Source organism: Rhizobium sp. NXC14 (assembly GCF_002117485.1).
In the GTDB taxonomy this organism is placed as follows: Bacteria; Pseudomonadota; Alphaproteobacteria; order Rhizobiales; family Rhizobiaceae; genus Rhizobium.
This window is the reverse complement of the sequence record NZ_CP021032.1, coordinates 178,367-190,296: the sequence shown is the minus strand read 5'-3', so window position 1 is coordinate 190,296 and position 11,930 is coordinate 178,367. Positions and strand designations below refer to the sequence as shown.

Below are 11,930 nucleotides of genomic sequence, written 5' to 3'. Positions count from 1 at the left end.
AAGCAAGCGATTTTTGGCAAACGTTTGCTATAAATCGTCACCTGCCTTAGAATCGCAAATCGAAGCATCCGGGAGGCAGAAGTAAAGGTGAATAAAAACAAAGATGTGGCGGCAGAAGAGCCGTCCGGCGCGTTGATGGCTGATGTTGCGCGGCTCGCCGGTGTCGCGATATCGACGGTCAGCAGGGCGCTTGCCAATCCCGGACGGGTCAACGAGAAGACCCGCGCAAAGATCAATGCGGCCGCCAGGCAACTCGGCTACACGCCGAACGCGATGGCGCGCGGCCTTAGGGTTGGAAAATCCAACATCATCATGATCATCCTGCCGGGATCGCTTTATTATGGCGTCTCCCAGATCATTCCTCAGGTCCTGCAGAGCATCAACAAGACGCTGATCCAGGCCGGCTACAATCTGATGATCGCCAACCTTGACCGCGACCAGGCCTCCGAGCGGCACATTCTCGATCTCGCCTTCGGCGGCAGCGTGCGGGGCGCCATCATCCTGTCATCGAAGCTTCCGGAGGTCGACGGGCGTTCGCTGGCAAATTCCGGCCTGCCGATCGTGTCGATGCTGCTCGACATGAGCGATGCGGGCCTGCAGAGCGTCGTCACCAACGATCGCGAGGCTGTGCGCGACGTCACGGCCGAGCTGGTCCGGCTGGGGCATAGGCGGTTCTTCTATCTTGCCGGACCTGAAGGCAATTATCACGATGTCGAGCGCTATGGCGGCGTGCTCGAGGCGCTCGATGCAGCCGGCTTGCCACAGCAGGCGGTGCGTCGCTCGGGCGGTCGCCTCGATTATCAGCACGGCTTCGACATCGGCGTTCAGGCGGCGGACGATTTCACGAAGCTGGCCGAAAAACCAACGGCGGTTATCGCCACCAGCGATGACATGGCCATTTCATTTATGAGCCGCATCAAGCGTGCAGGCTTGCGCATTCCCGATGATCTGTCCGTCGTCTCCTTCGACGGCTCGCCGGTCTGCGAATTCTCCGCGCCGCCACTCTCAACGATCGAGCAGCCGGTGGAAGAGATGGGCCGCGCGGCGGTGGAACTCCTGCTCGACACCATTGGCCGGGCGCAAAACCCGGCAAAGCTGCGTACCGTCATCCGCAGCAGGCTTATCCTGCGGGAGAGCATCGCCGCTGCAAAAACTTGACGATGCCGGAACCGGCGGCCTCTCGTTATGAGGGGCCGCACCATCAATTCTGAAGCTCCACTCAAATCATCAAGCGGCTCCGGCGGTTCTTACAACCGAGCGGGAGATTTTAGTTGTCAGTAATACAATCGTCCGGCAACATTACTGGCTAGCTTCTTGAACTGAATAGTATTGCCACCAGCGCGTTGAGGAGACGGGCATGTGCGCAGAGCTTGTTGAACGTCGGCTGGCGGCTATTCTGGCTGCCGATGTGGTGGGCTATAGCCGTCTTCTGGAAGCCAATGAAGAGGAGACGCTCAACGCCCTTCGTCAGCATCGACGGGAACTCTTCGATCCTGCTGTCGCAACCCATGGCGGACATATAATCAAGGTCATGGGTGATGGTTTTCTGGTCGAATTCGGCAGCGTGCTGAGTGCGGCACGCTGCGCTGTCGAAATCCAGCGCGGCATGCTGGAGCGCAACATAGGGATTCCAGCGGACAGGCACTTTGCGTTCCGCATAGGCTTGAATCTCGGCGACATCGTCTTCGATGAAGATGACTTTCATGGGGACGGCATTAATGTCGCGGTCCGGCTGCAAGCTCTTGCAGCCCCTGGCGGTATCGCCTGTTCGGCGGCCGTGCGCCACGAAGTCGCCAACAAGCTCGGCCTCGGTTTCGCAGACCAGGGCGCCATGACCGTCAAGAATATATCCCGACCGGTCCATGTCTATTTTGCCGATTGGGGCAATGCCCCCTCCCGCGAAGAGATTCCGCTTACGGCAGGCGGACACACACGGGCGCCCGTCAACAAGCCGTCGGTTGCAGTTCTGCCATTCGCCAACATCAGCAACGATCCCGAGCAGGATTTCTTCAGCGACGGCATCACCGAAGATCTCATCACTGATCTGTCGAATGTTTCAGGCCTGTTCGTCCTAAGCCGCAACACTGTCTTTACGTGGAAAGGCCGGAGCGAAAACCTCCAACGTATCGCTGCCGAACTCGGCGTTGCCTATATCGTGGAGGGCAGCGTCCGCAAGGCAGCAAATCACGTCCGGATCAATGCGGAATTGATTGAAGCAGCCAGCGACGGCCATGTTTGGGCCGCGCGTTACGACCGCGACCTGACCGACATTTTCGAAATGCAAGACGAGATCGTGAAGGCAATCGTCGGGCAGCTCAAGGTCAAGCTGCTGCCGGAGGAGAAGCGAGCAATCGAGCAGGCGCCGACAGAGAGCGTTGAGGCCTATACGCATTTCCTCCGGGGGCGCGAATACTACCATATTGCCTCACGCTCCAACCATCTGATGGCCAGGCGGAGCTTCGCCAGAGCCATCGAACTGGATCCGGGTTATGCCCGCGCCTATGCCGGCATCGCGGTCTGCGATGCGCGCCTACGGTCTCAATTCGGCGCTGAAATTCCGGTGGAGGATATTCTTGCAAACACGGCGACGGCGCTCGTTATCGATCCCAATCTGGCGGAGGCCTATGCAGCCAAGGGATTTGCTTTGGCGGTGGCCGGCAATCGCACCGAGGCAGTTTCCGCATTCGAGCAGGCTTTGTCGCTCGATGCGAATTGCCACGAGGCGAACCGCTACTATGCCGAATTTTGCGTGACCGACGGTCAGTTCGAACTTGCGGCTACGCACTTTCAGCGGGCGATGGAAATCAAACCTGCCGACTACGGTGCACCGATCATGCTTGTGAATGTCTTACGTTCACTCGGACAAATAGATAAGGCCAGCAGCTATGCCAGGATCGCATTGAAAAGGGCGGAGGAGGAACTGCGGCTCCACCCGGAGAATGCCAATGTTGCCTGCCTGGGAGCGACGGCCCTTGCCTTCCTCGGTGTTCGCGACACCGCACTGGAATGGTTGGCGCGCTCCCTGGCGACGGATCCCGATGACATAAACATCCAGTACAACGCCGCCTGCACCTATGCACTGCTTGGCGAGATCGATCGGGCGATAGACTTGCTTGAAGTCTGGATGCCGCAAGTCGGTATCGAAATGCGGCTCTGGTTCAAGAATGATTCCGATCTCGATCCCATCCGCAGTCACCCGCGTTATTTGAAACTGGTTTCACTGTCTGAATAACGCCCCTAATACTATTTTATTACTTGCTAAATCTGCCGCGAGCGTCGAATGTCAACTTAAACTGGCAATCATGAAAGTCTTTTGAGGGGGGAGCGGATGGGCACCCGGTTCAGACTTTTTGTGCAGCCTCCCTTTGAAGATGCTCGGTCCAGTCCCGAGATTGTCGAAGTGTCGTCTCCGTTGGGCAGCCTGACCGCTGGTCCGGCCGACGATCGCATGTTTGTTGTTGAGCCGGTCGGCAAAATCTCTCCCTATGGTGTAAACCACGGCCCGCTCGGAACGCCGTATATGTCCTTTCCGCCCTGGACCGGCAAAATCCTCGACCCGGCTAATCCCGACGGGGGCGGCAATTTCGACCATCTCCGACCTTCGATGCCTGGTTTCGAAGCCGCGCATGTCTTCGGCTGCGTCCGGTTCACACTCGATGTCTGGGAGCGCTATCTCGGCCAGCCGCTTACGTGGCATTTTCGCGATCATTACGACCGATTGGAAATCTCCATTTTGCCGCAGTGGGACAATGCTCAGTACGGCTATGGCTTTCTTGAAGTCGGCAGCCAGTTCGAGAAGGACGGGCGCATCCTCCCCTTCAGCCTGGATTTCGACGTCATCGCCCACGAGGTGGGACACGCGATCATATTCAGCGTCCTCGGCGTACCGCGCCCGGGAACCGAGTATCCGGAATATCTCGGTTTCCAGGAGGCCTTCTCCGACTGCGTGTCGCTGATCGCTGCCATGCATTTTCCATCGGTGATCGATAATGTTCTTGAGGAGACGTGCGGCAACCTTTACCGGGCAAATCGCCTGGCGCGTTTTTCGGAATTTTCGCCGCATCGCCAAATTCGTTCGGCAAACAACAAACGGACGATGGCCGAGTTCACTCGTGGCTGGAAGGACGAACACGAGCTCTCGCAACCGCTAACCGGTGCGGTATTCGATATACTCGTCGATATCTTCCACGAGAGCCTGGTGGCGCGAGGTCTTATCTCGCGGGCCGTCGAAGATCTCTCCGATATTGCCGAGTTCGATCCGACTGCCGAGGCACCCGTACAGCACGCTTTCGACCGCGCTTTTGGGCGGAACCCGGATGGATTTGTCGAAGCGCTGCTCGATGCACGAGACATCGCCGGCACATATCTGGCCGAAACCTTGTGGGCTCTCGCACCCGATTTTCTGGACTACGGCGACGTCGCGGAAACGATGCTTGCAGTTGATCGGAAGGAAAGTGGCGGCCAATTCGCGGGGATCATCACCGGAAATTTCGGGCAACGGGCGATCGGCGAGCTACACGCCGGCGCGCCTCTCAAGGGTAGCGAGCATCGCAGCCATTTTCACTCTGCGCGAATATTGCTGCCGAGAGATCATCTGAAGCTTCCGAAGATGAGCTATCGCGAGAAAGTTCTGCTGTCGAGATCAGGCATCGGTCAATAACCAGGTAGATGGAGGCAGACGTGGCAGACAACGAAACCTTGTTGGGCGTATCAGCAGTGTATCTCTTCGGTCGTGAACTGAGTGACCTTCTTTTGAGAGGCGACGTTTATCAGCCGCTGATGGGAAATCCATTGGGCGCGAATAGTTTTCTGCGGCGCCAGCTCGGCACGAACGACGCGACTCTCGCGCGGATCTACGCTTTCTCTTTCGAGGGAACTTTCGTTGAACTGAGCCGGCCCGCTATCTTCGTTGTCCACGGCAGCGGCCTGAATCCCGACGATCCCCCTCCTCGGAACGTCGATGGCGATATTGAATACGACAGATTGTCTCGCTCCCCGGGATCGAGTGCACGAACAGGCCTCGGCTCCCAGATCGGAGCTCTCGCCAGAGATATGAAGGTCTGGATTTACGACAAGGACGACATCTCGATGAGGCTTGATGCCCAAACGGGAAGTCTGGAGCAAATCCTGCTCTCGGCCGAGGCCTCGGCTGATCCTCGAGGAATGGCGAGCGGCGGATTGTCCAGATCGGGCGGCGCCTTGTCCCGCTCCGGCGGGGTGATGTCGAGATCAGGCGGCTTCATCCCCCGCAGATCGGGCGATGGTGATTGATTTTACGGATAGGGATGAACCCGGGAGGTTAACATGCCCGCGAAAACTACTCTTCAAATTGTGCGTCTGGACCCCAGGCCCGTGCAAGCTCCGCTACGCACACGAACGCCGTTCACGCTCATAGGCCACGGCTTCGGTGAGGGGATGGATGTATATGTATCCACCAAACAGGACGGCAGCGACAGAGTTGACGTCGAAGTCCTTCGGGATGACTCTGCTACGAGCACAGACAAGGTATGGCCAGTCGTCGCCAAGCCGTCGCTCGGCGCTCCGCCTACCGATACCACTAAAGACAAACCCGACCCGCCCTTGTGGGTTGTGATAAAACTGAATGGCCAGAAGAGCGCCATACAAGGATTTTTGATCGTCTGAGTCTTGAGAGATCATCTCAATCCGAGTTGATCATTGGCCAGCATTGTCTTGGCAGTCTGTCTGTCAATCGCGCGTTCCAATGGACCGATCGACAGGCCACGACAGAAGCAGGCGTCGGCTGCCATAAGGGCGTCCGGCGATATCGCTTATAGGGCGCGGATTGCGCTCCATCAAAACTTCGTCTGACCCCATCAGTCGGCGCGACGTGCTAGGAAAATCACGACGCCGGGCGATCTGAAACTTCAGCTATGCGCGGCGGAATTTGGAATTCCGAGCACGCACATGGACCTCTCGAAGATCAAGACGCTGATCGACTTTGTCGGACGATCGAACATTACCGAGCTGACCGTGACGGAGAAGGACGTGACGGTGCGGATTTTCCGCTCGTCGCCCGACAAGGCCGCGACTGCTGTTGCTGGAGCCGGGCAAAAGCCGGCATCGACGCCAAGCTCTGGCTCGGATACGCCTACCGATGCGGTGAAAACCTCCCATGCGGTGAAGGCGCCGGTCTTCGGCGTCTTGCACCGGGCTCCGGCGCCCGGGGAGCCGCCTTTCGTGGCGATCGGTGACGAGGTTGAGGAGGGGCAGACCCTTTTCATCGTCGAAGCCATGAAGGTCTTCAACACAATCGCCGCGCCGCGGGCGGGACGCGTCGTTCGCTTGACTGGAATCGACGGGACCGAGGTCGAGACCGGCGATCTGCTTGCGGAGATTGCCTGATGCCGGAACCATCCGAACAACCCCTCGCCACAGGGCGCCGCTTCGACACCGTGCTGATCGCCAATCGCGGCGAGATCGCCGTCCGGATTCAGCGCACCTGTCACGAACTTGGCTTGAAGACGGTCGCCATCTGCTCCGAGGCGGACAGGCAGGCGCCTTACATCAAGAGCGCAGACAATTTTCTTTGCATCGGCCCGTCGACTGCGGGCAAGAGCTATCTCAATCAGGACGCCATCCTTCTCGCAGCGCGTCTGACCGGAGCGGGCGCCATTCATCCCGGTTACGGTTTTCTTTCGGAAAATGCCGCATTCGCCGACGCCGTCGAAAGGGCCGGGCTGATCTTCATCGGCCCGACGGCTTTATCGATCGCAACCATGGGCGACAAGATCGCGGCAAAACGGGCGATGATGGCAGCCGGCGTCCCCTGCGTTCCAGGCCCCGACACCGCGCTGCCCGATGACCTGGTGTCGGTCGAGCTCGTTGCGCTTGACATCGGATATCCGGTCATCGTCAAGGCGGCCGGCGGCGGCGGCGGGCGCGGCATGCGCGTCGTTCCGAAGGCTGACCAGTTGCATGAAGCGATCGCGCTGACCCGCGAAGAGGCCCGCAAGGCCTTCGGCTCGCCCTCGCTTTACATGGAGAAATTCCTCCAGCATCCGCGCCACATCGAAATCCAGATCATTTGCGACGGCCATGGCAATGCCGTATGGCTGGGGCATCGAGACTGCTCGATGCAGCGCCGCCATCAGAAGGTGGTGGAGGAGGCGCCGGCCCCGGGGATCGCGCCTGAGATCATCCAGCCGGTCGGCATGGCCTGCGTAGAGGCCTGCCGTCAAATCGGTTACCGCGGCGTCGGAACCTTCGAATTCCTCTATGAAGACGGCGCTTTCTATTTCATCGAAATGAATACGCGCCTTCAGGTCGAGCACCCCGTTACCGAGATGACGAGCGGGGTCGATATCGTCCGAGCACAGATCAAGGCGGCCGAAGGTCACGTTCTGGAACTCACCCAGGACGGCGTGACATGCGACGGCCATTCCTTCGAATGCCGCATCAACGCCGAGGATCCCGACACCTTCCTGCCGTCGGCCGGCGTCATCACCCGCCTGGTTTTACCCCAGGGGTCAGGCATCCGCGTCGATACGCATATCCATGCCGGCTACAAGGTCTCACCCTATTACGACTCGCTGATTGCCAAGCTGATCGTGCATGCGCCGACGCGGGCGAAAGCGAGGGCAAGAATGTGCGAGGCGCTCGCCGGCATAGAGATCGAGGGCATCGCCACCAACATCCCCTTCCTTCGGGCCCTGTTCGAGGACCATGCGTTCGCGCGCGGCGAGACGGACATTCACTATCTCGAACAATGGCTGAAGCTGCGGAGGGCGGCATGAGCTCGATCGATTTCGGCGACCCGGCCACCATCGCGCTGCTGACCCAGGCGCTGACGGACGCCGGCGTGGACGGGCTGGAAATTTCCCGTCCGGGCGCACAGCTTCGCATCGTCATTTTAGGGGAGGGGGAGGCGCGGATCAGCCCGACGGAAGCGGCGCAGCGCGCGCCTGGCTCCGTACAGACGGTCGTGAAGGCGCCGATGGCGGGCCGCTTCTGCGTCGAACATCCGGCAGCCTCCGCCGCGCTGCAAAATTTGCCGCGGTCGCTGTCCGACACCGATATCCTCGGCTTCATCGGAGTAGGAGATGTGCTGCTTCCCCTTCGCGCCGGCAGGCCCGGCGTTATGACCAGGCAGCTCGCCGCGCCGGGCGCGCTGGTGGGCTACGGCGATCCTCTCTTCGAAATCGAGTTCCCATCATGATCGTCACAACGAACAGACACGCATCGCAACGCCAGATCGTTGCCGCCACCAAAAGCCGGCCACGGGTTTCCTCGATCGGCGCCAAGGCCTTCCTGCTCGAGGCGCCTGGTGAATTCGATCTTGCAGCGCAGCGGCGGATCTGGGCTCTGTCCCGGAGCGTGAAAGGCTGGGCGGACCTTGCGGAAGACATCCCCGGCATGACCAATCTGCTGGTGATCTTCAAGGAGACGCCCGAAGATCCCGATGCGGTGGTAGCCCGGCTGCTGCAGGCGTGGGAAAACGCGCAGAGCATCGATCTCAAGGGTAAGATCATCGAGATCCCGGTCCATTACGGCGGCGAACATGCGAGCGATCTTCCGGCCCTTTGCGATCTCTCCGGCTTGAGCGACCGCGAGGTCGTCCGTATCCACCACCAGGCCACCTATCGTGTCTTCGCCGTGGGCAGCGCCCCCGGTTTCGGCTATCTGCACGGCCTCGATCCGCGCATCTACATGCCACGAAAGACCGTGCCCTCGCTGAAAATGGCGAAGGGATGCGTGACCATCGGCGGCATGCAGACCGGCGTCGCCATGCTCACAGGACCGAACGGCTGGAATTCCATCGGCTTCGCGGCACTGGAGATGTTCGACCCGAATTCGCCGACCCCGGCCATGATGGCGCCGGGCGATACGGTGTACTTCCTGCCGGCAAGGATCGAGCTATGATCGAAATCCTGGAAAGCGGCCCGTTCAATACGGTGCAGGACCTGGGACGCCCCGGCTATCGCGACATCGGCGTCACGGCCAGCGGCGCGATGGATCCGCTGGCGGTCCGGATCGGCAATATTCTCGTCGGCAACGACGAGAATGCCGCCGCAATCGAGGTGCAGACCTTTCCGTTCCGCCTGCGTTTCGAGCAGTGCACCGTCTTCGCCGTGACCGGCGCCGACGGCAATCCTGATCTCGACGGATCGGAACTCCTTCCCTGGTGCGCCCATGCCGCCGAGGCCGGACAGATTCTCGAGCTGAAGCAGCCTCCGCGGCTCGCTCGTGTCTATATCGCGCTTGGAGGCGGCCTGAATGTCCCCGTCGTCATGGGCTCGCGCAGCACGTCTCTCCGTGGCGGCTTCGGCGGCAATGCCGGCCGGCCGCTCGCGAAAGGCGACCGGATCGCGCTCGGCGAGGACGCAGAAATCTCCATGCTGCCGGCCGCCGGTCTTGCGGTCGTCGAACCGGCCGTGGCGCTGCGCGATATCTTCCCGGCGCCGGCCGACGGCGTACTGCCGATCCGCGCTCTGCCGGCCGGCGAGCATCATCTTTTCGCCGGAGACGGTGAAGCATTCTGGCGCCAGACTTGGAGGATCTCCTCGCGAAGCGACCGCACGGGCTACCGCCTGTCCGGCGATCCGATCACGCCGACCGCATCGGTCGAGATGCGATCCCACGGCGTCGTGCCCGGCGTTGTCCAGGTTCCGCCCGGCGGCGAGCCGATCGTGCAGATGAGCGATGCGAATACCGCCGGCGGCTATCCGAAGATCGCCGGCGTGATCGAATGCGATCTCTGGCGGCTCGGACAAGCCCGCGTCGGTGCCTGCCTGCAATTCGTCCGGTCGACGCATGCGGAGGCGCGAACGGTGGAGCGAGCCGTCGCCCGCTATGTCGACGATATCAGGCAGACGTCGAAGATGGTCAAGCGGGCCCTGAAGGCGATGGCTTAGGACCCTCATAAGGAGGAACTCATGAAGATCGATCTGAATTCCGACATGGGCGAAGGATTTGGTCCCTACCGGCTGTGCGACGACGAAGCGATGATGAAAATCGTCTCGTCGGCCAACATCGCCTGCGGTTTCCACGGCGGCGACCCCGATACGATGGGGCGCATGGTCCGGCTCGCAAAGCTGAACGGAGTCGGCATCGGCGCTCATCCCGGCCTGCCCGACCGGCTGGGCTTCGGCCGGCGCGAAATACCGTTCTCGGCAGACGAGCTGCGCCAGCAGATGCTCTACCAGCTCGGCGCCCTGATGGCGATCGCAAAAGCCGAGCGGGTCGCCGTCTCCCATATCAGCTTCCATGCGGCCATGGGCAATATGGTCAACCGCGATCCTGATATCGCCGACCTGATGATGGATGCCATCGCTACCGTCGATCCAGGTCTCATGGTTTTCGTCACGTCGGGCAGCGAGATCGAATTGGCGGCCAGACGCGCGCGCCTGAAGACGCTGGCACTTTTCCTCGCGGATCGGGCCTATGATGCCGACGGCAAACTCGTCGCGCGCGGGCTCCCGGGTGCCGTTATCAAGGACGAAGCTTCGGTGCGCGCCCGCGTCCGACGTTTCCTTGTCGACGGAACCGTCGAAACCATCGACGGAGCCGTGATCGCCATGTCGGCGCGCTCCATTCTCGTCCACAGCGACACACCCGGTGCCCTCGAACTGGCCGGCATCGTGCGCGGCGAGATCGAAGCCACCGGTGCGGCGCTCGCTCCTGCTGCCGAACTCGCCCAATGACACAATCCCGATCGTCCGCGGGCGGTCCGTAACTCCAATCCCTCACCGAAGGACCATTCCGATGTCCATCAAAGCCGACCGTCTGAAAAACGTCTCCGTTTCAGCATCCGCCGCCATGACCCAGCGGGCTAGGGAGCTCGCCGCCAAAGGGATCCAGGTCGTCAGCCTCTCCTCCGGCGAGCCCGATTTCCCCACGCCGGCGCACGCCATCGAAGCGGCGCATGCGGCGGCTCTCGCGGGCGATACTAAATATCCGCCGATGGACGGCACGCCGGCCCTCAAGGCCGCCATCATCCGAAAGTTCAAGCGCGACAATAATCTCAACTATGACGCCAGCCAGCTCGTCGTCTCGGGCGGCGGCAAGCAGGTGATCTTCAATGCGATGCTTGCAACCTGCAATCCGGGCGACGAGGTCGCCATTCCGACACCTTCCTGGGTCAGTTATGCCGATATCGTGAAATTCGCCGGCGGCGTCCCTGTCGCCGTTCCCTGCCACGAGCACACCGGCTTCAAGCTGCGCCCGGAGGATCTGGAGGCGGCGATTACGCCACGCACCAAATGGCTCTTCTTGAATTTCCCGAACAATCCGACCGGCGCGGCCTGCTCCCGGGCCGAGATGGCCGCCATTGCCGAGGTCATGCTGCGCCATCCCCACGTCTGGATCATGACCGACGACATCTACGAGCACCTGGTCTATGACGACTTCCAGTTCTGCACCATGGCGGAAGTCGAGCCGAGGCTTTACGATCGCGTGCTGACGATGAACGGCGTCTCCAAGGCTTACGCGATGACAGGCTGGCGGCTCGGTTTCTGCGCCGGCTCGAAAGAGCTGATGACAGCCATCAGCAACGTCAACGGACAGAACGGCGGCGGCATCGCGACGCTCACCCAGGCGGCCGCGACCGCAGCGCTCGATGGACCTCAGGATCTCCTTAAGGCGCGTGCGGCGATCTACAAGACACGACGCGACTTTGTCCTCGACAAATTGTCCGACGTGGAAGGGCTGCGCTGCCACAGGCCGGAAGGGGCCTTCTACATCTATCCGAACATCTCCGGGCTGATCGGTAAGACCAGCAAGGGCGGACGAAAGATCGAAACGGATGTCGATTTCGTCATGGCGCTCGTGGAAGAACATCATGTCGCGACCGTGCAAGGCGCGGCTTACGGAATGAGCCCCTTCTTCCGCATTTCGTACGCCACCAGCATGGAGAAACTCGACGAGGGCTGCGCCCGCATTGCCGAGTTCTGCAAGGATATGCGCTGACCGGC

At 60.8% G+C, this 11,930-nt stretch carries 11 protein-coding genes; all 11 read left to right on the top strand.

The window, feature by feature from the left end; genetic code table 11:
• Positions 1–87 precede the first annotated feature (87 nt).
• The 11 genes from NXC14_RS25175 (at position 88) to NXC14_RS25120 (ending at position 11,925) form a co-directional block, all read left to right on the top strand.
• Complete coding sequence (locus NXC14_RS25175) at positions 88–1,158, top strand: LacI family DNA-binding transcriptional regulator (RefSeq protein ID WP_085780757.1); 1,071 nt, start codon at positions 88–90, stop codon at positions 1,156–1,158.
• Positions 1,159–1,357: 199 nt separating this feature from the next.
• Entirely contained in the window at positions 1,358–3,232 is a 1,875-nt protein-coding gene (locus NXC14_RS25170; protein ID WP_085780756.1) for an adenylate/guanylate cyclase domain-containing protein, read from the top strand.
• Positions 3,233–3,328: 96 nt separating this feature from the next.
• Positions 3,329–4,660: a hypothetical protein gene (locus NXC14_RS25165; RefSeq protein WP_085780755.1), complete on the top strand. Its 1,332-nt coding sequence runs from the start codon at positions 3,329–3,331 to the stop codon at positions 4,658–4,660.
• A gap of 8 nt (positions 4,661–4,668) precedes the next feature.
• The gene (locus NXC14_RS25160) at positions 4,669–5,271 is read left to right on the top strand and encodes a hypothetical protein (RefSeq protein WP_085780754.1); all 603 of its coding nucleotides are present in this window, start codon (positions 4,669–4,671) and stop codon (positions 5,269–5,271) included.
• A 654-nt stretch (positions 5,272–5,925) separates the two neighbouring features.
• Complete coding sequence (locus NXC14_RS25150; RefSeq protein WP_085780752.1) at positions 5,926–6,363, top strand: biotin/lipoyl-containing protein; 438 nt, start codon at positions 5,926–5,928, stop codon at positions 6,361–6,363.
• Positions 6,363–7,754, top strand: coding sequence for an acetyl-CoA carboxylase biotin carboxylase subunit (gene accC / locus NXC14_RS25145; RefSeq protein ID WP_085780751.1), 1,392 nt, complete (start codon positions 6,363–6,365; stop codon positions 7,752–7,754). The genes NXC14_RS25150 and accC overlap by 1 nt, the downstream gene beginning before the upstream one ends.
• A complete protein-coding gene (locus tag NXC14_RS25140) occupies positions 7,751–8,176 on the top strand; it encodes an acetyl-CoA carboxylase (RefSeq protein WP_085780750.1) in 426 nt (141 codons plus the stop codon). The genes accC and NXC14_RS25140 overlap by 4 nt, the downstream gene beginning before the upstream one ends.
• Positions 8,173–8,880 (top strand): 5-oxoprolinase subunit PxpB, encoded by a 708-nt coding sequence (pxpB, locus tag NXC14_RS25135; RefSeq protein WP_085780749.1) that lies wholly within the window; start codon positions 8,173–8,175, stop codon positions 8,878–8,880. Before NXC14_RS25140 ends, pxpB begins: the two co-directional genes overlap by 4 nt.
• Positions 8,877–9,872: a biotin-dependent carboxyltransferase family protein gene (locus NXC14_RS25130; RefSeq protein ID WP_085780748.1), complete on the top strand. Its 996-nt coding sequence runs from the start codon at positions 8,877–8,879 to the stop codon at positions 9,870–9,872. The genes pxpB and NXC14_RS25130 overlap by 4 nt, the downstream gene beginning before the upstream one ends.
• A 21-nt stretch (positions 9,873–9,893) precedes the next feature.
• Positions 9,894–10,661, top strand: coding sequence for a 5-oxoprolinase subunit PxpA (locus NXC14_RS25125; protein WP_085780747.1), 768 nt, complete (start codon positions 9,894–9,896; stop codon positions 10,659–10,661).
• Between the two features lie 61 nt (positions 10,662–10,722).
• Complete coding sequence (locus NXC14_RS25120) at positions 10,723–11,925, top strand: pyridoxal phosphate-dependent aminotransferase (RefSeq protein ID WP_085780746.1); 1,203 nt, start codon at positions 10,723–10,725, stop codon at positions 11,923–11,925.
• Positions 11,926–11,930 lie beyond the last annotated feature (5 nt).